This is a genomic window from Streptococcus sp. 27098_8_103 (assembly GCF_041432345.1).
GTDB classification, from domain to species: Bacteria; Bacillota; Bacilli; order Lactobacillales; family Streptococcaceae; genus Streptococcus; species Streptococcus mitis_BV.
In genome coordinates, this window is sequence record NZ_JAPVZK010000017.1 from 1 (window position 1) to 22531 (window position 22531).

Genomic DNA, 22531 nt, shown 5'->3' on the forward strand with positions numbered 1-22531 from the left:
ATACCCAAATACAAAAATAAAAGGAGACGGACAGGTCGTTGTTATTGATTTTTCGGATGGTGGAAAAATTGAGTTAGTTCCAGCTTTCGAACAATCTGATGGTAATTTTAAATATCCTGATTCTCGTAACAGAGGCTCTTGGAAAACTACTAAACCAAAGCCTGAAATTGAAAAATCTAAATCTTTAAATTCGAATTTTAATAATCATTTTTCTAACTTAACAAGGCTCATACGACAATGGAAAAATCATATGGGCTTTTCATTTAAGGGGTTGTTGATAGATACTTTGATATCTGATTTAATTGATGATAAAGGTATTTCTGAAATATATTACTCTGATTACAATATTCTCTTGAAAGATATTTTTGAATACTTTTCAAACCAAGATAAAAATAGAGAGTATTGGTATGCTTTAGGTAGTAATCAAAAGATTTATAATAATGATGGAGCAAAATTTGTCAATAAAGCTAAGCAAGCTCTAAAGAAAATAGAAGACGCTTCAGAAGAGAAACTTACTGAAGTTTATAGACAGCTATTTGGTAGAAAATTCGCTCAATCCACTTCTACAACAAATCGAGCTTCGAATGAAGAATTTATTGATGAATTGTTTAATGTTAATATCGAATATAATATTGTTTTGGAGTGTGAAATTACACAAGATGGTTTTCGAAAAGCACTTCTTTCAGACTTTTTAAAAAGTAGATTTAAGATTAAAAATAGAAAATCTCTTGATTTTGAAATTATAAAATCAGATATTCCAGATAATCTTTTGTCTGATGTTAAATATTATTGGAAAGTAAGAAATATTGGAGCTGAGGCGATTAGAAGAAATTGTGAGCGTGGTGCTATTTTTTCAGGTAAAATAAAACATCACGAAGATTCTCAGTTTAAAGGAGACCACTATGTTGAATGTTATGCTGTTTTAGATAATACGGTTATAGCAAGAGATAGAATAACAGTCCCTATCGATCCGTTACGTGGAAGAGATTTTATAGAGTAGCATATAATTGATTTTTAATTGGAATACTCACTATCTCTTTACATCAAGAAAATGACTAAACAGGGAAGTTTGCCTTCTTCCCTTTTTTTGTTATACTAGTAGAAGAAAAAATAGAAAGATTTGTGGGTGTTAAACAAGCCAGTGCCTTGTTTTGATATGAACTTAGGTTCCACCCAAAGAGGTATTAGTGTCGTGTCTCAATCTTATATCAATGTTATCGGTGCTGGTTTGGCAGGGTCAGAAGCAGCCTACCAAATCGCAGAACGTGGTATTCCAGTTAAACTTTATGAAATGCGTGGTGTCAAGTCAACACCCCAGCACAAAACAGACAATTTTGCTGAGTTAGTTTGTTCTAATTCTCTTCGTGGGGATGCTTTGACAAATGCAGTTGGTCTTCTCAAGGAAGAAATGCGTCGCTTGGGTTCTGTTATCTTGGAATCTGCTGAAGCTACACGTGTTCCCGCTGGAGGAGCTCTTGCGGTGGACCGCGATGGTTTCTCTCAAATGGTGACCGAAAAAGTGGCTAACCACCCCTTGATTGAAGTGGTGCGTGATGAAATTACAGAATTACCGACAGATGTTATCACAGTTGTCGCTACTGGTCCCTTGACTAGTGATGCCCTGGCTGAAAAGATTCACACCCTTAATGATGGCGATGGCTTCTATTTCTACGATGCGGCAGCGCCGATTATCGATGTCAACACTATCGATATGAGCAAGGTCTATCTAAAATCTCGTTATGATAAGGGAGAAGCTGCCTACCTCAATGCCCCTATGACCAAGCAAGAATTTATGGATTTCCATGAAGCCTTGGTCAATGCGGAAGAAGCACCGCTTAATTCTTTTGAAAAAGAAAAGTACTTTGAAGGCTGTATGCCAATCGAAGTCATGGCTAAACGAGGTATTAAAACCATGCTTTATGGTCCTATGAAACCAGTCGGTTTGGAGTATCCAGATGACTACACAGGACCTCGTGATGGAGAATTTAAAACACCTTATGCAGTTGTCCAGCTTCGTCAGGACAATGCGGCTGGTAGCCTCTACAATATCGTCGGTTTCCAGACCCACCTCAAATGGGGAGAACAAAAGCGTGTCTTCCAAATGATTCCAGGTCTTGAAAATGCTGAGTTTGTTCGTTACGGTGTCATGCACCGCAATTCTTATATGGATTCACCAAATCTTCTTGAGCAAACCTATCGTTCCAAGAAACAGCCAAACCTCTTCTTTGCTGGTCAAATGACGGGTGTGGAAGGCTATGTCGAGTCAGCAGCGTCAGGCTTGGTTGCGGGAATTAACGCGGCTCGTCTTTTCAAGGGAGAAAGCCAAGCTATTTTCCCAGAGACGACGGCTATCGGAAGCTTAGCTCATTACATCACCCATGCGGATAGCAAACATTTCCAACCAATGAATGTCAATTTCGGAATCATCAAGGAGTTGGAAGGCGAGCGTATTCGTGATAAGAAGGCTCGTTATGAAAAAATTGCTGAGCGTGCCCTCAGTGATTTAGAGGAATTTTTAACTGTCTAATTTTTTTGAAAGAATTGCTCATGATACTATAAAAATCTTAGAAATTGTGATAAAATAGGTAGGATAAAAAAAGGAGAGTGAAAATGGCGAATCCCAAGTATAAACGTATTTTAATCAAGTTATCAGGTGAAGCCCTTGCCGGTGAACGTGGCGTAGGGATTGATATCCAAACAGTTCAAACAATCGCAAAAGAGATTCAAGAAGTTCATAGCTTAGGTATCGAAATTGCCCTTGTTATCGGTGGAGGAAATCTCTGGCGTGGAGAACCTGCAGCAGAAGCAGGTATGGACCGCGTTCAGGCAGATTACACAGGAATGCTTGGGACTGTTATGAATGCTCTTGTGATGGCAGATTCATTGCAACAAGTTGGGGTTGATACGCGTGTGCAAACAGCTATTGCTATGCAACAAGTGGCAGAGCCTTATGTCCGTGGACGTGCCCTTCGTCACCTTGAAAAAGGCCGTATCGTTATCTTTGGTGCTGGAATTGGTTCACCATACTTCTCAACAGATACAACAGCGGCTCTTCGTGCAGCTGAAATCGAAGCAGATGCCATCCTTATGGCTAAAAATGGTGTCGACGGTGTTTACAATGCCGATCCTAAGAAAGACAAGACAGCTGTTAAATTTGAAGAATTGACCCACCGTGACGTTATCAATAAAGGTCTCCGTATCATGGACTCAACAGCTTCAACCCTCTCAATGGATAACGACATTGACTTGGTTGTCTTCAACATGAACCAACCAGGCAACATCAAACGTGTCGTATTTGGTGAAAATATCGGAACAACAGTTTCAAACAATATCGAAGAAAAGGAATAAGAAAGATTATGGCTAACGCAATTATTGAAAAAGCTAAAGAGAGAATGACCCAGTCTCACCAATCACTTGCTCGTGAATTTGGTGGTATCCGTGCAGGTCGTGCCAATGCAAGCTTGCTTGACCGTGTACATGTAGAATACTATGGAGTAGAGACTCCTCTTAACCAAATCGCTTCAATTACCATTCCAGAAGCGCGTGTTTTGTTGGTGACACCATTTGACAAGTCTTCATTGAAAGACATCGAACGTGCCTTGAATGCCTCTGATCTTGGTATCACACCAGCTAACGATGGTTCTGTGATTCGCTTGGTTATCCCAGCTCTAACAGAAGAAACTCGTCGTGACCTTGCTAAAGAAGTGAAGAAGGTTGGCGAAAATGCTAAAGTGGCTGTCCGCAATATCCGTCGCGATGCTATGGACGAAGCTAAGAAACAAGAAAAAGCAAAAGAAATCACTGAAGACGAATTGAAGACTCTTGAAAAAGACATTCAAAAAGTAACAGACGATGCTGTTAAACACATCGACGACATGACTGCCAACAAAGAGAAAGAACTTTTGGAAGTCTAAAAATAAAAAACAGAAAAACTCAGTTGGCATTGCTGGCTGAGTTTTATTCGAAAGAAGGAAATATGAATACAAATCTTGCAAGTTTTATCGTTGGACTGATCATCGATGAAAACGACCGTTTTTACTTTGTGCAAAAGGATGGCCAAACCTATGCTCTTGCTAAGGAAGAAGGTCAACATACAGTAGGGGATACGGTCAAAGGTTTCGCCTATACAGATATGAAGCAAAAACTCCGCCTGACAACCTTAGAAGTGACTGCCACTCAGGACCAATTTGGTTGGGGAACTGTAACGGAAGTTCGTAAAGACTTGGGTGTCTTTGTGGATACAGGCCTTCCTGATAAAGAAATCGTTGTGTCACTCGATATTCTCCCTGAGCTCAAGGAACTCTGGCCTAAGAAGGGCGATCAACTCTACATCCGTCTTGAAGTGGACAAGAAAGATCGTATCTGGGGCCTTTTGGCTTATCAAGAAGACTTCCAAAGTCTGGCTCGTCCTGCCTACAACAATATGCAGAACCAAAACTGGCCAGCCATTGTATACCGTCTCAAGCTGTCAGGAACCTTTGTTTACCTGCCAGAAAACAACATGCTTGGCTTTATCCATCCTAGCGAGCGCTATGCAGAGCCACGTTTGGGGCAAGTGTTGGATGCGCGTGTTATTGGTTTTCGTGAAGTGGACCGCACATTGAACCTCTCCCTCAAACCACGTTCTTTTGAGATGTTAGAAAACGATGCACAAATGATTCTGACTTACTTGGAAAGTAATGGTGGATTTATGACCTTAAATGACAAATCATCACCAGATGACATCAAGGCTACCTTTGGTATTTCTAAAGGTCAATTTAAAAAAGCGCTTGGTGGTTTAATGAAAGCTGGAAAGATTAAACAAGACCAGTTTGGTACTGAGTTAATTTAGGGAGGCTTATGCGAAAATCATTTTATACTTGGCTTATGACAGAGCGTAATCCTAAAAGTAATAGTCCCAAAGCAATTTTAGCGGATCTTGCCTTTGAGGAGTCAGCCTTCCCAAAACATACGGATGATTTCGATCAGGTGAGTCGCTTTTTGGAGGAACATGCCAGTTTCTCTTTTAACTTAGGAGACTTTGACGCCATCTGGCAAGAATACTTAGAACACTAGCATGATTCACTGGGGTTGGGCTAGTAATTTCTCCGCCCCTTTGCTATAATAAAAAGAAATAAAAGGATTAGAGAGGTTCTTTATTTGAAGGAACATTCAATAGACATTCAACTGAGTCATCCAGATGACTTGTTTCATCTTTTTGGTTCCAATGAACGCCATCTTCGTTTGATGGAAGAAGAGCTTGATGTGGTGATTCATGCTCGTACGGAGATTGTCCAGGTTTTGGGAGAAGAGGCTGCTTGTGAGGAAGCACGTCAGGTTATTCAGGCTTTGATGGTCTTGGTAAATCGTGGAATGACGGTTGGGACGCCAGATGTGGTGACTGCAATTAGCATGGTCAAAAACGATGAAATCGACAAGTTTGTCGCCCTTTACGAAGAAGAAATCATCAAGGATAATACTGGGAAGCCTATCCGTGTCAAAACCTTGGGTCAAAAACTTTATGTGGACAGTGTTAAACAGCATGATGTGACCTTTGGAATTGGGCCAGCAGGTACAGGGAAGACCTTCCTTGCAGTGACCTTGGCTGTGACAGCTCTTAAACGTGGTCAGGTTAAGCGGATTATCCTAACACGCCCGGCAGTGGAAGCTGGCGAGAGTCTAGGTTTTCTTCCGGGTGATCTTAAAGAGAAGGTAGATCCTTACCTTAGACCTGTTTATGATGCCTTGTATCAGATTCTGGGAAAAGACCAAACAACTCGACTCATGGAGCGTGAAATTATCGAGATTGCGCCCCTTGCCTATATGCGTGGACGAACCTTGGATGATGCCTTTGTCATTCTCGATGAGGCGCAAAATACGACTATCATGCAGATGAAGATGTTCTTGACTCGTTTAGGTTTTAATTCTAAGATGATTGTCAATGGAGATATCAGTCAGATTGACCTTCCGCGTAACGTCAAGTCCGGTTTGATTGATGCCCAAGAAAAGCTCAAGAACATTCACCAGATTGACTTTGTTCATTTTTCAGCTAAGGATGTGGTTCGCCATCCTGTTGTCGCTCAGATTATCCGAGCTTATGAACCAGCTCCAATTAAAAATGAAGAGCGTGAAGAAGTCCAAGAAGAAACAGAATAACAAAAAAGAGCAGTTCAGGTGGACTTGCTCTTTCTTTTATCTGATAATTAGATTTTTTATACTAGTTCATCAATTGGAGTATGTTTTTTATCGAGACCTTGGGCTACTGGAAGACTGGTTAAGTAACCTTGGTAAGTGGTCACACCTTGGCGCAAGCCTTCATCTTCAGAGATTGCTTGTGCGAATCCTTTGCCAGCCAAAGCTTCGATATAAGGAAGAGTGACATTGGTTAGGGCAATGGTAGAAGTACGGGCTACCGCACCAGGGATGTTGGCAACGGCATAGTGGAGAACGCCGTATTTTTCATAGACAGGTTCATCGTGCGTTGTCACACGGTCAGCTGTCTCGATAACGCCCCCTTGGTCAACGGCAACGTCCACAATGACAGAGCCTGGACGCATTTGCTTGACCATCTCATCTGTGACCAGTTTTGGTGCTTTGGCACCTGGAATGAGAACCGCCCCAATAACAACATCCGCATCTCTCACACTGGCTTCGATGTTGAATGAATTGGACATGAGAGTTTGAATTTGGTGGCCAAAGACCTCCTCTAAAACGGAGAGACGTTTAGCACTGATATCAAGGATGGTCACTTGAGCACCAAGACCAAGCGCAATTCGAGCAGCATGGGTCCCTACGACACCGCCACCGATGATGGTTACTTTCCCTTTAGGTACACCCGGCACACCACCCAGTAAGACACCAGAACCTCCTGCTTGCTTAGTTAGGAAATGAGCCCCGATTTGGACTGCCATACGGCCTGCAACCTCACTCATAGGTACGAGGAGTGGTAACTGACCTTGGGAATCACGGACAGTTTCATAGGCAATCCCTGTTGTTTTTGCTTCCAACATAGCATCTGCTAATTCTGGAGCAGCGGCCATGTGCAAGTAGGTGAAGAGAAGCAGGTCGTCACGTAAGTAACCATATTCAGAAGCTAGTGGTTCTTTTACTTTCACGACTAACTCAGCTGCCCAGACTTCACCAGCAGTAGCGACAATCTCAGCTCCTTGCTTTTGATAGTCAGCATCAGTAAAGCCAGAACCGAGACCAGCATTTGTTTCGATAAGGACGCGATGACCACGGCCGACTAAGCTGTGGACACCAGCAGGTGTGAGGGCAACACGGTTTTCATTATTCTTAATTTCTTTTGGAATTCCGATTAACATAGAGAAAAACTCCCTTTCTATTGACGGGTTGTAAATGATTTATCACAATTATCTATAAAATAAGGTGATGATTTTATTCTATATGAAACCGCTTTAAAAAGCAAGAAAAATTTGTTATCACTTCTTTTTTATGCTAGACTGATAGAAAATACTTTTGAATGGTAGAAACGTATGGAATCAATCTCTTTAAAACTAGCCAGTATCCAATAGTGGAGACATAGCGTTTATTGCTTAGATTTCTAACCTTGGATGATACGGAAGCAATGTTTGCCTATGCCTCGGACAAGGATAATACACGTTACACTTTTCTAACCAATCAAAATGTAGAAGAAACCAAAAATAATATTGCTCAGTTCTACTTGGCCAATCCCTTGGGACGTTGGGGAATAGAACTAAAAAGCAATGGTCATTTTATTGGAACCATTGACTTGCACAAGATTGATCCTGTTCTTAAGAAGGCAGCTATTGGCTACATTATCAACCAAAAGTATTTGAATAAAGGATTGACGACAGAAGCCAATCGTGCCGTAATTGAGCTAGCTTTTGAGAAGTTAGGAATGAATAAGTTAGTTGCTTTACACGATAAGGCTAATCCCGCGTCAGGAAAGGTCATGGAGAAATCAGGCATGCTTTTTTCCTATGTAGAACCATATGCTTGTATGGACCAGCATGAAGAAGGCCGAATCGTGACAAGAGTTCATTATGTATTGACCAAGGAAGACTATTTTGCAAATAAATAAGCAGTTGAGAAGAATTTTTCAACTGTTTTTTCTTCCTTTTACGAATAATCTAAGAGAGGAGAAAATATGGAAGCAATTATCGAAAAAATCAAAGAGTATAAAATCATTGTCATCTGTACTGGTCTGGGCTTGCTTGTAGGAGGATTTTTCCTGCTAAAGCCAGCTCCACACACACCTGTCAAAGAAACGAATTTGCAGGCAGAAGTTGCAGCTGTTTCCAAGGATTCATTAACCGAAAAGGAAGTGAAGAAGGAAGAAAAGGAAGAACCCCTTGAACAAGATCTAATCACAGTAGATGTGAAAGGTGCTGTCAAATCACCAGGGATTTATGATTTACCAGTTGGAAGTCGGGTCAATGATGCAGTGCAGAAAGCTGGTGGCTTGACAGAGCAAGCAGACAGCAAGTCGCTCAATCTAGCTCAGAAAGTCAGTGATGAGGCTCTGGTTTACGTTCCCACTAAGGGAGAAGAAGCAGCTAGTCAACAGTTTGGTTCGGGGACGGATTTTTCGACAAGCAAGGAAAAGAAGGTCAATCTCAACAAGGCCAGTCTGGAAGAACTCAAGCAGGTCAAGGGACTGGGAGGAAAACGAGCTCAGGACATTATCGACCATCGTGAATCAAATGGGAAATTCAAGTCAGTAGATGAACTCAAGAAAGTCTCTGGAATTGGTACCAAGACCATAGAAAAGCTAAAAGATTATGTTACAGTGGATTAAGAATTTCCCCATTCCCCTAATTTACCTGAGTTTTCTATTGCTCTGGCTTTACTACGCCATTTTTTCTGCATCCTATCTTGCTTTGTTGGGCTTTGTTTTTCTGCTAGTCTGCCTCTTTATTCAATTTCCTTGGAAATCAGCAGGCAAAGTTCTAGTGATTTGTGGAATCTTTGGATTCTGGTTTCTGTTTCAAACTTGGCAACAGAGTCAAGCTAGTCAAAACCTAGCGGATTCTGTTGAAAGGGTACGGATTTTGCCTGACACTATTAAGGTCAATGGTGATAGTCTGTCCTTTCGTGGTAAGTCTGATGAACGCATTTTTCAAGTCTATTATAAACTCCAATCCGAGGAGGAGAAAGAATCCTTTCAAGCTTTAACAGATCTTCATGAGATAGGACTAGAAGGAAAACTTTCGGAGCCAGAGGGGCAGAGGAATTTTGGTGGATTTAACTATCAGGCCTATCTGAAAACTCAGGGGATTTACCAGACTCTCAATATCAAAAAAATCCAGTCACTTCAAAAGGTTGGTAGTTGGGATATAGGTGAAAACCTGTCCAGTTTACGTCGAAAGGCTGTAGTTTGGATTAAGACGCATTTTCCAGATCCTATGCGCAATTACATGACGGGGCTTCTATTAGGACATCTGGACACGGACTTTGAGGAGATGAATGAGCTTTATTCCAGTCTAGGAATTATCCACCTCTTTGCCCTGTCTGGTATGCAGGTAGGATTTTTCATGGATGGATTTAAGAAACTACTCTTGCGATTGGGCTTGACCCAAGAAAAGTTGAAATGGCTGACCTATCCCTTTTCCATTCTCTATGCTGGTCTGACAGGATTTTCAACTTCGGTTATTCGCAGTCTCTTGCAAAAGCTACTGGCTCAACATGGGGTTAAGGGCTTTGATAATTTTGCCTTGACGGTCCTTGTCCTATTTATCATTATGCCTAACTTTTTCCTGACTGCAGGAGGAGTTTTGTCATGTGCTTATGCTTTTATCTTGACCATGACCAGCAAAGAAGGAGAAGGCCTCAAGGCTGTTGCTAGAGAAAGTCTAGTCATTTCCTTGGGAATATTACCCATCCTATCCTTCTATTTTGCAGAATTTCAGCCTTGGTCTATCCTTTTGACCTTTGTCTTTTCCTTTCTATTTGACTTGGTCTTCTTACCGCTCTTATCTATCATATTTGCCCTTTCCTTTCTCTATCCAGTCATTCAGCTGAATTTTATCTTTGAATGGTTGGAGGGAATGATTCGCTTGGTGTCGCAGGTGGCAAGTAGGCCTCTGGTCTTTGGACAACCCAATGCATGCCTTTTAATCCTATTGTTAATTTCCTTGGCTTTAGTTTATGATTTGAGGAAAAACATTAAAAGGCTAGCAGTATTGAGCTTATTGATTACAGGTCTCTTTTTCCTGACCAAGTATCCACTGGAAAATGAAATTACCATGCTGGATGTGGGGCAAGGGGAAAGTATTTTCCTACGGGATGTAACTGGGAAAACCATTCTCATAGATGTAGGTGGCAAGGCAGAATCTGATAAGAAAATCGAAAAATGGCAAGAAAAGGCGACGACCAGTAATGCCCAGCGAACCTTGATACCCTATCTCAAAAGTCGCGGAGTATCCAAGATTGACCAGCTAATTTTGACCAATACGGACAAGGAATATGTTGGAGATTTGTTGGAGGTGACCAAGGCTTTCCATGTAGCGGAGATTTTAGTGTCAAAAGGTAGTTTGAAACAGAAGGAATTTGTGGTAGAACTACAGGCAACTCAAACCAAGGTGCGCAGTTTGACAGTAGGAGAGAAGTTGACAATTTTTGGAAGTCAGTTAGAAGTCCTATCTCCAAGGAAAATTGGAGATGGAGGTCATGAAGATTCCCTGGTTTTGTATGGAAAACTCTTGGATAAAAACTTTCTTTTCACAGGAAATTTGGAGGAGAAGGGGGAGAAGGCATTGCTGAAGCAGTATCCTGACCTAGAAGTGGATGTTTTGAAAGCTGGCCAACATGGCTCTAAAACCTCATCAAGTTTAGCCTTTCTAGAAACACTCAAACCAGAGTTTACTCTCATTTCAGTTGGAAAGAACAATCGAACGAAACTCCCCTATCAGGAAATCTTGACACGACTGGAAGGTATCAATAGTAAAGTTTACCGAACTGACCAGCAAGGAGCTATACGCTTTAAGGGGTTGAATAGTTGGAAAATCGAAAGTGTTCGATAGGAAGGACAAATATTATATATTAGTAAAATAAACTAAAAATCTGTTGCATAATAATGATAAAAACGATATAATGAAAGCGTCTTCAATATTGATGATATAAAATCATTAAAAATTAGCAAAAACCGTTTAATTAGTTAGTTTATGATCTATTGGTCTTTTTCAGTCCAGTGTATCTGCTGTGACAGTCACTAAGAGTTATCGGTATGATTGGAATACTGTTTGGGAGTATACTACCAACTATCACGAACATCAATATATTTGGATTCCGTCATGGTCTCGTTATGACAGCTATTCTGAGTATAGAGTTGGCGGAGGCTGGAATTATGAACGTTTTGAGGTCATAAACTACTATACTGGCGGATATTAATAGTTAAACGTTTAGAAGAAGGAGAGATGGATATGTTAAGGCTTACTCATGTTACCTTAAAAACGCGACAAGTCATCTTGCAAGATGCGGATTTCACCTTTAAAAAGGGTAGGATTTATGGCCTTCTTGCTATCAATGGCTCTGGAAAGACGACCCTGTTCCGAGCTATGAGCAAGCTGCTTCCCCTTAGTAGTGGACATATCGCAGCCTCTCCTTCTTTGTTTTATTATGAGAGCGTTGAATGGCTGGATGGAAACTTAAGTGGGATGGACTACCTTCATCTCATAAAAAATATCTGGAAGTCCAACCTAAACTTGAGGGATGAAATCGCCTATTGGGAAATGTCTGACTATATCAGCCTTCCCATCCGCAAGTATTCCTTAGGCATGAAGCAACGCTTGGTGATTGCCATGTATTTCCTCAGTCAGGCGAAATGCTGGCTCATGGATGAGATTACAAATGGCTTAGATGAGTATTATCGACAGAAGTTTTTTGATAGACTATCACAAATCGATAGACAAGAACAGCTGGTTCTTTTAAGTTCCCACTACAAAGAAGAACTAGTTGATGTATGCGATACAATAGTAACCATTTATCAGGGTCAGATAGAAGAGGTTTAGTTTATGAAAGATGTTAGTCTATTTTTATTGAAGAAAGTTTTCAAAAGTCGCTTAAACTGGATTATCTTAGCTTTATTTGTATCTGGACTCGGTGTTACCTTTTATTTCAATAGTCGGACTGCAAACTATGTCAGCTTGGAGAACAGGTTGGAAACTCGTACTGCAGCCAACGAGAGAGCTATCAATGAAAATGAAGAGAAGCTCTCCCAAATGTCTGACACCAGCACGGAGGAATACCAGTTTGCTAAAGAAAATTTAGACTTGCAAAAAAATCTTTTGACGCAAAAGAAAGAAATTCTGACTTTATTAAAAGAAGGACGCTGGGAAGAAGCCTACTATTTGCAGTGGCAAGCTGAGGAAAAGAGTTATGAAACTGTATCAAATGACCCAACTTCTAGCTCGGACTTAAAAATAGCGGTTGACCGCGAACGAAAGACTTACCAAGCCCTGTATCCCTTGAACATAAAAGCCCACGATTTAGATTATCCGACCCACGGGATTGATCAGATTGTCTGGATTTTAGCGGCTATCATCCCAACCTTGTTTGTGATTGCGATTATTTTTATGCTGACACAACTTTTTGCAGAAAGATATCAAAATCATCTGGACACAGCTCAGTTATATCCTTTTTCAAAAGTGGCATTTGCAATGTCTTCTCTTGGAGTTGGAGTGGGCTATGTAACTGTGCTGTTTATCGGAATCTGTGGATTTTCTTTTCTAGTGGGAAGTCTGATAAGTGGTTTTGGACAGTTAGATTATCCCTACCCGATTTATAGCTTAGTGAATCAAGAGGTAACTATTGGAAAAATACAAGATGTGTTATTTCCTAGCTTGTTACTAGCTTTCTTAGCTTTTATCATCATTGTGGAAGTAGTGTACTTGATTGCTTACTTTTTCAAGCAAAAAATGCCTGTCCTCTTTCTTTCACTTATTGGGATTGTTGGCTTATTGTTTGGCATTCAAACAATTCAGCCTCTCCAAAAGATTGCACATCTGATTCCCTTTACTTACTTGCGTTCAGTGGAGATTTTATCTGGAAGATTGCCCAAGCAAATTGATAATGTCAATCTGAATTGGAGCATGGGAATTGTCTTACTTCCTTGTCTGATTATCCTTTTGTTAGTGGGGATTCTATTTATCGAAAGATGGGGAAGTTCACAGAAAAAAGAATTTTTTAATAAATCCTAGCTTTCCTATAGGGAAAATAAGTAAAAACTAACATAGAGAGGGAATCAACTTGATTCTCTCTTTTTGATTCGAAAACCAAGCCAAAATACAAACACAAACTTTTCAAAAAAATAACTTTTTATCTTGACAAGGACTAGAAAACTTGGTATCATATAAAAGTTGAGAAAAGCAGAAGTGAGAGCTTCTCGCCTTGTGACATTAAGTTGCCTGGCCCTACGGATGAAAAGTTTCTAAGAAACGCTATCATAACGTGCGGGCTTGTATATTTACGAGTCCGCTATTGTTTTTCTCTAATAAAACAAAAGAGGTGAAAACCATAGCAAAGCAAGACTTATTCATCAATGATGAGATTCGTGTACGTGAAGTTCGCTTGATCGGTCTTGAGGGAGAACAGTTAGGCATCAAGCCACTCAGTGAAGCGCAAGCTTTGGCTGATAACGCTAATGTTGACCTAGTGTTGATTCAACCCCAAGCCAAACCGCCTGTTGCAAAAATTATGGACTACGGTAAGTTCAAATTTGAGTACCAGAAGAAGCAAAAAGAACAACGTAAAAAACAAAGTGTTGTTACTGTGAAAGAAGTTCGTCTAAGTCCAACTATTGACAAGGGTGACTTTGATACAAAACTTCGCAATGCACGCAAATTCCTTGAAAAAGGAAATAAAGTTAAGGTATCTATTCGCTTTAAGGGTCGTATGATTACCCATAAAGAGATTGGTGCAAAAGTTTTAGCCGAGTTTGCTGAAGCAACTCAAGATATTGCAATCATCGAACAACGTGCTAAAATGGATGGACGTCAAATGTTCATGCAATTGGCGCCAGCAACTGACAAAAAATAATTGTCAGAAAGTTAAATAAAGGAGAAAAAATCATGCCAAAACAAAAAACACACCGCGCATCAGCTAAACGTTTCAAACGTACAGGTTCTGGTGGACTTAAACGTTTCCGTGCTTACACTTCTCACCGTTTCCACGGAAAAACTAAGAAACAACGTCGTCATCTTCGTAAAGCATCTATGGTGCATTCAGGAGATTACAAACGTATCAAAGCAATGCTTACTCGCTTGAAATAATAGCTTGACTGTAAGTAAACAATTCTAGGAAATATTTGGAGGAAATAAAACATGGCACGTGTTAAAGGTGGCGTTGTATCACGCAAACGTCGTAAACGTATTCTTAAATTAGCAAAAGGTTACTATGGAGCTAAACACATCTTGTTCCGTACTGCAAAAGAACAAGTAATGAACTCTTACTACTATGCATACCGTGACCGTCGTCAGAAAAAACGTGACTTCCGCAAATTGTGGATCACTCGTATCAACGCGGCAGCTCGTATGAACGGACTTTCATACTCACAATTGATGCATGGTTTGAAATTGGCTGAGATCGAAGTTAACCGTAAAATGCTTGCTGACTTGGCTGTTAACGATGCAGCAGCTTTCACAGCTCTTGCAGATGCAGCTAAAGCAAAACTTGGTAAATAATAACAGATAAGACTGGAACAGGATTGTCCCAGTCTTTTTAAAAATAAAGGAGAAAAATATGGCTTCAAAAATGCTACACACTTGCTTGCGAGTAGAAAACCTTGAAAAATCAATCGCATTTTATCAAGATGCTTTTGGATTTAAAGAATTGCGTCGCAGAGATTTTCCAGATCATGCCTTCACGATTGTTTATCTAGGTCTTGAGGGTGACGACTATGAGTTGGAATTGACTTATAACTACGATCACGGTCCTTATGTGGTTGGAGATGGGTTTGCCCACATCGCCCTCAGTACACCTGATCTTGAAGCTCTTCATCAAGAGCACAGTGCAAAAGGCTATGAAGTGACTCAGCCAAATGGTCTACCTGGAACTGCACCTAACTATTACTTTGTTAAAGACCCTGATGGCTACAAGGTCGAAGTCATTCGTGAAAAATAATCTCGTGAGGTCAAGTAGAATGTTCGTTTTCTACTTGACTTTTTTTAGCTGAAAGAGTATACTAATAAAAATTTAACCTTTAAGGGGAGTCCAGAGAGACTCACAAGGTGTCAGATAAAAGAATAGTACAATTTTCTAGAGGAGACTTTTTGAGTGTGCTCTATTGTTTTGTATGATTTTAACTGAGACCTTGCAATCGCAAGGTCTTTTATTTATCTGGTCCCCTTAAAATTTAAGGAGGAAAAGTCATGAATCCCACATGTAAGAAACGCTTGGGTGCCATCCGTTTGGAAACCATGAAGGTGGTTGCACAGGAGGAAATCGCGCCAGCAATCTTTGAATTAGTCCTAGAAGGAGAAATGGTTGAAGCCATGCGAGCTGGCCAATTTCTTCATCTGCGTGTGCCTGATGATGCTCATCTTTTGCGTCGCCCTATTTCAATTTCGTCTATCGATAAGGTTAAGAAGCAGTGTCATCTCATTTATCGGATTGAGGGAACTGGGACAGCTATTTTCTCAACCTTAAGTCAGGGAGATACTCTTGATGTGATGGGGCCTCAGGGGAATGGTTTTGACTTGTCTGACCTAGATGAGCAGAGCCAGGTTCTTCTCGTTGGTGGGGGGATTGGTGTTCCACCCTTGCTTGAGGTTGCCAAGGAATTGCATGGACGTGGAGTGAAAGTAGTGACAGTCCTCGGTTTTGCTAATAAGGATGCTGTTATCCTTGAAAAAGAATTAGCCCAATATAGTCAAGTCTTTGTAACGACAGATGATGGTTCTTATGGTATTAAGGGCAATGTTTCCGTCGTCATTAATGATTTAGACAGTCAGTTTGATGCTGTTTACTCATGTGGGGCGCCTGGAATGATGAAGTATATCAATCAAACCTTTTATGACCACCCAAGAGCCTATCTATCTCTAGAATCTCGTATGGCTTGTGGGATGGGGGCTTGCTATGCCTGCGTCCTAAAAGTGCCAGAAAGCGAGACGGTCAGCCAACGCGTCTGTGAAGATGGCCCTGTTTTCCGTACAGGAACAGTTGTATTATAAGGAGAAAATTATGACTACAAATCGTTTACAAGTTTCTCTACCTGGTTTGGATTTGAAAAATCCGATTATTCCAGCATCAGGCTGTTTTGGTTTTGGTCAAGAGTATGCCAAGTACTATGATTTAGACCTTTTGGGTTCTATTATGATCAAGGCGACAACTCTTGAACCCCGTTTTGGCAATCCAACTCCAAGGGTGGCAGAAACACCCGCTGGTATGCTTAATGCAATCGGTTTGCAAAATCCTGGTTTGGAAGTTGTTTTGGCTGAAAAGCTACCTTGGTTGGAAAGAGAATATCCAAATCTTCCTATTATTGCCAATGTAGCTGGTTTTTCAAAACAAGAGTATGCGGCTGTTTCTCATGGTATTTCCAAGGCAACTAATGTGAAGGCTATTGAGCTCAATATTTCTTGTCCCAACGTAGATCACTGTAATCATGGACTCTTGATTGGTCAAGATCCAGATTTAGCTTATGATGTGGTGAAAGCAGCTGTGGAAGCCTCTGATGTGCCAGTTTATGTCAAATTAACCCCTAGTGTGACCGATATCGTTACTGTCGCAAAGGCAGCAGAGGATGCAGGAGCAAGTGGCTTGACTATGATTAATACTCTGGTTGGAATGCGTTTTGACCTCAAAACCAGAAAACCAATCTTGGCCAATGGAACAGGTGGAATGTCTGGTCCAGCAGTCTTTCCAGTAGCCCTCAAACTTATCCGCCAAGTCGCCCAAACAACAGACCTGCCTATCATTGGAATGGGAGGAGTGGATTCGGCTGAAGCTGCCCTAGAAATGTATCTGGCTGGAGCATCTGCTATAGGAGTTGGAACAGCCAACTTTACCAATCCTTACGCCTGTCCTGATATTATCGAAAATTTACCAAAGGTTATGGATAAATATGGTATCAGCAGTCTAGAAAATCTACGCAAGGAAGTAAAAGAGTCTCTGAGGTAAACTGCAATCAATCTGTTCTTGATTTTTTATCAGTTTGTAATATTGATTATAGAGAATTTTGATACAATAAAATAGAAAGAACAGAGGAAGAAAGTTTATGAAGAAATTGAGATTTGTTTTTTTAGCTCTGCTATTTTTCTTAGCCAGACCAGAGAGTGCAATGGCTAGTGATGGTACTTGGCAAGGAAAACAATACCTGAAAGCAGATGGGAATCAAGCAGCTAATGAGTGGATTTTTGATGCTCACTATCAATCTTGGTTTTATATAAAAGAAGATGCCAACTATGCTGAAAATGAATGGCTAAAGCAAGGTGACGACTATTTTTACCTCAAATTTGGTGGCTATATGGCCAAGTCAGAATGGATAGAAGACAAGGGAGTCCTCTATTATCTTGACCAAGATGGAAAGATGAAAAGAAATGCTTGGCTAGGAGCTTCCTATGTCGGTGCTACAGGTGCCAAGGTAATAGAAGACTGGGTCTATGATTCTCAATATGATGCTTGGTTTTATATCAAAGCAGATGGACAACACGCAGAGAAAGAATGGCTCCAAATCAAGGGTAAGGACTATTATTTCAAATCAGGTGGTTATTTACTGACAAGTCAGTGGATTGAACAGGCTTATGTGAGTGCTAGTGGTGCTAAAGTACAGCAAGGTTGGCTTTTTGACAAACAATACCAATCTTGGTTTTATATCAAAGAAAATGGAAATCATGCTGATAAAGAATGGATTTTCGAAAATGGTCACTATTATTATCTAAAATCCGGTGGCTATATGGCAGCCAATGAATGGATTTTGGATAAGGAGTCATGGTTTTATCTAAAATCTGATGGCAAAATGGCTGATAAAGAATGGGTATACGATTCTAAAAGTCAAGCCTGGTACTACTTCAAATCCGGTGGCTACATGGCAAAAAATGAGACTATTGATGGTCATCAGCTAGGAAACGATGGAAAGTGGAATAAGGAGTCCAAGACTAGCTCTGATTATTATCAGGTCCTTCCAGTGACTGCAAATATCTATAATGCAGATGGTGAAAAGCTGTCCTATATATCGCAAGGTAGTGTTGTTTGGCTAGATAAGGATAGAAAAAGTGATGACAAGCGCCTGGCTATTACTATTTCTGGTTTGTCAGGCTATATGAAAACAGAAGATTTACAAGCGCTAGATGCTGGTAAGGATTTTATCCCTTATTATGAGAGTGATGGACATCGTTTTTATCACTATGTGGCTCAGAATGCTAGTATCCCAGTAGCTGCTCATCTTTCTGATATGGAAGTAGGCAAGAAATATTATTCGGCAGATGGGCTGCATTTTGATGGTTTTAACCTTGAAAATCCCTTCCTTTTTAAAGATTTGACAGAGGCTACAAACTATAGTGCTGAAGACTTGGATAAGGTATTTAGTTTGTTAAATATTAATAATAGCCTCTTGGAAAATAAGGGATCTACCTTTAAGGAAGCAGAAGAACATTACCATATCAATGCTCTATACCTCCTTGCCCATAGTGCCTTAGAAAGTGATTGGGGACGAAGTAAGATTGCCAAAGATAAGAATAATTTCTTTGGAATTACAGCCTATGATACGACACCTTACCTTTCTGCCAAGACATTTGATGATGTGGATAAGGGAATTTTAGGTGCAACCAAGTGGATTAAGGAAAATTATATCGATAGGGGTAGAACTTTCCTTGGAAACAAGGCATCTGGTATGAATGTTGAATATGCGTCAGACCCTTATTGGGGCGAAAAAATTGCTAGTGTGATGATGAAAATCAATGAGAAGCTAGGTGGTAAAGATTAGTCCTATAATTGGATATGATTTGAGTGAGTATAAGTTAAAAATCCTGATTTCAAGTAAAATCAGGATTTTTTCATGGATGCAATTTTTTCTGGGTCTGGTGTGACACGGAGGGTCTTTTGTCCTGTGTAAGTGACAAAGCCTGGTTTTCCACCAGTTGGTTTATTGAGTTTCTTGACTTCAATCATATCTACCTGCACCAGATTTGACAGGCGTCCTTGAGAGAAGTAGGCGGCCAGCTCTGCTGCGTCTGTCTTGACTTCATCAGATGGGTCAAGATTGCCTGAGATGACAACATGGCTTCCAGGAATGTCCTTGGCATGGAACCAAAGTTCCTCCTTGCGGGCCATTTTAAAGGTTAGCTCCTCATTTTGCAGGTTATTGCGACCGACATAGATGATGGTTTTGCCATCGCTTGCTAGATATTGTTCTGGTTTTTTGCGTTTCTGGATTTTCTCCCGTTGTCTTCTGCGGATAAAACCTGTTTGGATCAATTCTTCACGGATTTCAGCGATTTCTTCTAGTCCAGCTTGGTTGAGGACGGTTTCTACACTTTCCAGATAGAGAATGGTTGCCTTGGTTTCCTCAATCAGCTCAGTCAAGTATTTGACAGCTTCTTTGAGTTTCTGATACCGTTTAAAATAGCGTTGGGCATTCTGGTTGGGAGTCAAGGCCTTATCAAGCGCAATTGTGATAGGTTGATTAGTATAGTAGTTGTCTAGGATAACCTGATCTTGGTCATTAGGAACTTGATGGAGGAAGGTTGTCAGTAATTCCCCCTTTTGACGAAATTCTTCAGCGTTGTCTGTCGCCAGTAACTCTTTTTCTTGTTTTTTAAGCTTATGACGATTTTTTTGAAGTTCATTTTCAACACGACGAATGAGTTCACTGGCTTGCTGTTTTACGCGGTCGCGCTCAGCCTTATCCTTATAGTAGGTGTCCAACAAATCAGAAAGACTGGCAAAAGGCTCTCCCACCTGATTTGCAAAAGGAACTGGGCTGAAGGAAGTCTCAGTCAAGCATGGCTTGGTTTCTTGATTGAAAAAGTTTCGGAAAGTGGAAAGTTTTTCACTAACCAGTATCCTTTCCAATTCATTTGCCGTATCGCGTCCCAGACCTTGAAAGAGGCTTTGAAGATTTTTAGCTGTCGTTTCCTGTGTTTGCAGGATTTCAAAAAGTTTCTCGTCCTTGATTGTAAAAGGATTGAGAGCTTCCGTACTTGGCGGAGCGATATAGGTCGATCCAGGAAGCAAGGTGCGGTAGCTATTTTGTGAAAAGCCAACATGTTTGATAACTTCGAGGATTTTATGACTGCTTTTATCGACCAGTAGAATATTACTGTGTTTCCCCATAATTTCGATAATCAAGGTAGCCTGAATATGGTCCCCAATCTCGTTTTTATTAGAAACCGTAATTTCCACAATACGGTCATTTTCCACTTGCTCAATCGACTCAATCAGGGCACCCTGCAAATATTTTCTTAAAACCATGATAAAGGTAGAAGGCTGGGCTGGGTTTTCAAAAGTTGTTTGGGTCAGCTGAATGCGTCCAAAAACTGGATGGGCAGAAAGGAGCAGGCGATGACTTTGGCGATTGCTACGGATTTGCAAGACCAACTCTTGTTCAAAAGGTTGATTGATTTTCTGAATGCGACCATTCACTAATTCTCTTCGCAATTCCTCAACCATGTGGTGTAAAAAAAATCCGTCAAATGACATCGTTCTCTCCTTGTGATTGTATTCCATAGTATTATATCAAAAAGGTAGAATAAAATCATGGAAATGTGGTATAATAAAGCCAAGTAAAGAGAAACGAGAAGCACATGTATATTGAAATGGTAGATGAAACTGGTCAAGTTTCAAAAGAAATGTTGCAACAAACCCAAGAGATTTTGGAATTTGCAGCCCAAAAATTAGGAAAAGAAGACAAGGAGATGGCAGTTACCTTTGTGACCAATGAGCGTAGTCATGAACTCAATCTGGAGTACCGTGACACCGACCGTCCGACAGATGTCATCAGCCTTGAATATAAACCAGAGTTGGAAATTGCCTTTGACGAAGAAGATTTGCTTGAAAATCCAGAATTAGCAGAGATGATGTCTGAGTTTGATGCCTATATTGGGGAATTGTTCATCTCTATTGATAAGGCTCATGAGCAGGCTGAGGAATATGGCCACAGCTTTGAGCGTGAGATGGGCTTCTTGGCAGTACACGGCTTTTTACATATTAACGGCTATGATCACTACACTCCGGAAGAAGAAGCGGAGATGTTCGGTTTACAAGAAGAAATTTTGACAGCCTATGGACTCACAAGACAATAAACGAAAATGGAAAAATCGTGACCTGATATCCAGTTTAGAATTTGCTCTTACAGGAATTTTTACTGCCATAAAGGAAGAACGCAATATGCGAAAACATGCGGTGACGGCTCTCGTGGTCATCCTCGCAGGTTTTGTTTTTCAGGTGTCACGAATCGAATGGCTCTTTCTCCTATTGAGCATTTTTTTGGTAGTAGCCTTTGAAATTATCAATTCTGCTATCGAGAATGTGGTGGATTTGGCCAGTCACTATCACTTTTCTATGCTGGCTAAAAATGCCAAGGATATGGCGGCTGGCGCGGTATTAGTGGTCTCTCTTTTCGCAGCCTTAACAGGCGCATTGATTTTTCTCCCACGAATCTGGGATTTATTATTTTAAATAGCAAGAGGAAATTATGACTTTTAAATCAGGCTTTGTAGCCATTTTAGGACGTCCCAACGTTGGGAAGTCAACTTTTTTAAATCATGTCATGGGGCAAAAGATTGCCATTATGAGTGACAAGGCGCAGACAACGCGCAACAAAATTATGGGAATTTACACAACTGATAAGGAGCAAATTGTCTTTATCGACACACCAGGGATTCACAAACCTAAAACAGCTCTCGGAGATTTCATGGTCGAATCTGCCTATAGCACCCTTCGTGAAGTGGATACCGTTCTTTTCATGGTGCCTGCTGATGAAGCGCGTGGTAAGGGGGACGATATGATTATCGAGCGTCTCAAGGCTGCTAAGGTTCCTGTTATTCTGGTGGTGAACAAGATCGATAAGGTTCATCCAGACCAGCTTTTGTCTCAGATTGATGATTTTCGTAATCAAATGGACTTTAAGGAAATCGTTCCAATCTCAGCTCTTCAAGGGAATAACGTCTCTCGTCTAGTGGATATTTTGAGTGAAAATCTGGACGAAGGTTTCCAATATTTCCCATCTGATCAAATCACAGACCATCCAGAACGATTCTTGGTTTCAGAAATGGTTCGTGAGAAGGTTCTTCATTTAACGCGTGAAGAGATTCCTCACTCAGTTGCTGTAGTTGTGGATTCTATGAAACGAGACGAAGAGACAGACAAGGTGTACATCCGTGCAACCATCATGGTGGAGCGCGATAGTCAGAAAGGGATTATCATCGGTAAAGGTGGCGCTATGCTTAAGAAAATTGGTAGCATGGCCCGTCGTGATATCGAGCTCATGCTAGGAGACAAGGTCTTCCTAGAAACTTGGGTCAAGGTTAAGAAAAACTGGCGTGATAAAAAACTAGATTTGGCTGACTTTGGCTATAATGAAAAAGAATACTAAGTAGAGGTGGGCTCATGCCTGCTTCTTGTTTTTACAGAA

Annotated in this window: 24 protein-coding genes, 1 pseudogene and 1 other annotated feature; of the genes and pseudogenes, 23 read left to right on the forward strand and 2 right to left on the reverse strand. The window is 40.7% G+C overall.

Annotated features, from left to right (window positions below; genetic code table 11):
* From O3599_RS06295 to O3599_RS06325, 7 genes are all read left to right on the forward strand, one after another.
* A partial coding sequence (locus O3599_RS06295) for a nucleotidyltransferase (RefSeq protein ID WP_371512312.1) occupies positions 1–1000 on the forward strand: 1000 nt, incomplete at its 5' end.
* A 192-nt stretch (positions 1001–1192) separates the two neighbouring features.
* Positions 1193–2527 (forward strand): methylenetetrahydrofolate--tRNA-(uracil(54)-C(5))-methyltransferase (FADH(2)-oxidizing) TrmFO, encoded by a 1335-nt coding sequence (trmFO, locus tag O3599_RS06300; protein WP_247939854.1) that lies wholly within the window; start codon positions 1193–1195, stop codon positions 2525–2527.
* A gap of 83 nt (positions 2528–2610) precedes the next feature.
* Positions 2611–3348 (forward strand): UMP kinase, encoded by a 738-nt coding sequence (gene pyrH / locus O3599_RS06305; RefSeq protein ID WP_000002996.1) that lies wholly within the window; start codon positions 2611–2613, stop codon positions 3346–3348.
* A gap of 8 nt (positions 3349–3356) precedes the next feature.
* A complete protein-coding gene (gene frr / locus O3599_RS06310) occupies positions 3357–3914 on the forward strand; it encodes a ribosome recycling factor (protein ID WP_001262225.1) in 558 nt (185 codons plus the stop codon).
* 62 nt (positions 3915–3976) lie between these two features.
* Positions 3977–4831, forward strand: a complete 855-nt coding sequence (gene cvfB, locus O3599_RS06315; RefSeq protein ID WP_247939853.1) for a S1 RNA-binding domain-containing protein — start codon at positions 3977–3979, stop codon at positions 4829–4831.
* Between the two features lie 8 nt (positions 4832–4839).
* Positions 4840–5055, forward strand: a complete 216-nt coding sequence (locus tag O3599_RS06320) for a YozE family protein (RefSeq protein WP_247939852.1) — start codon at positions 4840–4842, stop codon at positions 5053–5055.
* A gap of 84 nt (positions 5056–5139) precedes the next feature.
* A complete protein-coding gene (locus O3599_RS06325; RefSeq protein WP_023947760.1) occupies positions 5140–6135 on the forward strand; it encodes a PhoH family protein in 996 nt (331 codons plus the stop codon).
* 56 nt (positions 6136–6191) lie between these two features.
* Here the strand turns inward: O3599_RS06325 and ald are convergent, their stop codons facing one another.
* The gene (gene ald, locus O3599_RS06330) at positions 6192–7304 is read right to left on the reverse strand and encodes an alanine dehydrogenase (protein WP_247939851.1); all 1113 of its coding nucleotides are present in this window, start codon (positions 7302–7304) and stop codon (positions 6192–6194) included.
* A 171-nt stretch (positions 7305–7475) separates the two neighbouring features.
* On the opposite strand from ald, the pseudogene O3599_RS06335 reads away from it, so the two are divergent.
* The 13 genes and pseudogenes from O3599_RS06335 to O3599_RS06395 all read left to right on the forward strand — a co-directional run bounded on the left by O3599_RS06335 (position 7476) and on the right by O3599_RS06395 (position 18883).
* A pseudogene (locus tag O3599_RS06335) lies at positions 7476–8044 on the forward strand (GNAT family N-acetyltransferase).
* Positions 8045–8110: 66 nt separating this feature from the next.
* Positions 8111–8761, forward strand: coding sequence for a helix-hairpin-helix domain-containing protein (locus O3599_RS06340; protein WP_247939849.1), 651 nt, complete (start codon positions 8111–8113; stop codon positions 8759–8761).
* Complete coding sequence (locus tag O3599_RS06345) at positions 8745–10985, forward strand: DNA internalization-related competence protein ComEC/Rec2 (RefSeq protein WP_371512315.1); 2241 nt, start codon at positions 8745–8747, stop codon at positions 10983–10985. The genes O3599_RS06340 and O3599_RS06345 overlap by 17 nt, the downstream gene beginning before the upstream one ends.
* A 178-nt stretch (positions 10986–11163) precedes the next feature.
* Positions 11164–11352: a hypothetical protein gene (locus O3599_RS06350; RefSeq protein WP_247939847.1), complete on the forward strand. Its 189-nt coding sequence runs from the start codon at positions 11164–11166 to the stop codon at positions 11350–11352.
* A 32-nt stretch (positions 11353–11384) separates the two neighbouring features.
* Positions 11385–11972 (forward strand): ATP-binding cassette domain-containing protein, encoded by a 588-nt coding sequence (locus O3599_RS06355; RefSeq protein ID WP_247939846.1) that lies wholly within the window; start codon positions 11385–11387, stop codon positions 11970–11972.
* Positions 11973–11975: 3 nt separating this feature from the next.
* Complete coding sequence (locus O3599_RS06360; RefSeq protein WP_247939845.1) at positions 11976–13160, forward strand: ABC transporter permease; 1185 nt, start codon at positions 11976–11978, stop codon at positions 13158–13160.
* 160 nt (positions 13161–13320) lie between these two features.
* Positions 13321–13452, forward strand: a sequence feature (ribosomal protein L20 leader region).
* 15 nt (positions 13453–13467) lie between these two features.
* Positions 13468–13998, forward strand: coding sequence for a translation initiation factor IF-3 (gene infC, locus O3599_RS06365; protein WP_000848180.1), 531 nt, complete (start codon positions 13468–13470; stop codon positions 13996–13998).
* Between the two features lie 32 nt (positions 13999–14030).
* Entirely contained in the window at positions 14031–14231 is a 201-nt protein-coding gene (gene rpmI / locus O3599_RS06370; protein WP_001125943.1) for a 50S ribosomal protein L35, read from the forward strand.
* Positions 14232–14282: 51 nt separating this feature from the next.
* Positions 14283–14642, forward strand: coding sequence for a 50S ribosomal protein L20 (gene rplT / locus O3599_RS06375; RefSeq protein WP_000124834.1), 360 nt, complete (start codon positions 14283–14285; stop codon positions 14640–14642).
* A 58-nt stretch (positions 14643–14700) separates the two neighbouring features.
* Positions 14701–15081 (forward strand): VOC family protein, encoded by a 381-nt coding sequence (locus O3599_RS06380; RefSeq protein ID WP_000157156.1) that lies wholly within the window; start codon positions 14701–14703, stop codon positions 15079–15081.
* Between the two features lie 248 nt (positions 15082–15329).
* Positions 15330–16130: a dihydroorotate dehydrogenase electron transfer subunit gene (locus O3599_RS06385; RefSeq protein ID WP_247939234.1), complete on the forward strand. Its 801-nt coding sequence runs from the start codon at positions 15330–15332 to the stop codon at positions 16128–16130.
* Positions 16093–17079, forward strand: a complete 987-nt coding sequence (locus O3599_RS06390) for a dihydroorotate dehydrogenase (RefSeq protein ID WP_238095967.1) — start codon at positions 16093–16095, stop codon at positions 17077–17079. Before O3599_RS06385 ends, O3599_RS06390 begins: the two co-directional genes overlap by 38 nt.
* Before the next feature lie 97 nt (positions 17080–17176).
* Positions 17177–18883: a glucosaminidase domain-containing protein gene (locus tag O3599_RS06395; protein WP_247939233.1), complete on the forward strand. Its 1707-nt coding sequence runs from the start codon at positions 17177–17179 to the stop codon at positions 18881–18883.
* Positions 18884–18942: 59 nt separating this feature from the next.
* On the opposite strand, the gene pavA is transcribed toward O3599_RS06395, so the two are convergent.
* A complete protein-coding gene (pavA, locus tag O3599_RS06400; RefSeq protein WP_000006744.1) occupies positions 18943–20598 on the reverse strand; it encodes an Rqc2 family fibronectin-binding protein PavA in 1656 nt (551 codons plus the stop codon).
* A 104-nt stretch (positions 20599–20702) separates the two neighbouring features.
* Between pavA and ybeY the strand changes: the two genes are divergently transcribed.
* From ybeY to era, 3 genes are read left to right on the forward strand one after another with little or no spacing between them, the layout of a single operon-like run.
* Positions 20703–21200 carry an rRNA maturation RNase YbeY gene (gene ybeY, locus O3599_RS06405; RefSeq protein WP_000275156.1) on the forward strand — a complete coding sequence of 166 codons (498 nt, stop codon included), beginning with the start codon at positions 20703–20705 and terminating at the stop codon, positions 21198–21200.
* Positions 21181–21576 (forward strand): diacylglycerol kinase family protein, encoded by a 396-nt coding sequence (locus O3599_RS06410; RefSeq protein WP_000378166.1) that lies wholly within the window; start codon positions 21181–21183, stop codon positions 21574–21576. The genes ybeY and O3599_RS06410 overlap by 20 nt, the downstream gene beginning before the upstream one ends.
* A 16-nt stretch (positions 21577–21592) precedes the next feature.
* Positions 21593–22492, forward strand: a complete 900-nt coding sequence (era, locus tag O3599_RS06415; RefSeq protein WP_247939232.1) for a GTPase Era — start codon at positions 21593–21595, stop codon at positions 22490–22492.
* The last annotated feature ends 39 nt before the right edge of the window (positions 22493–22531 follow it).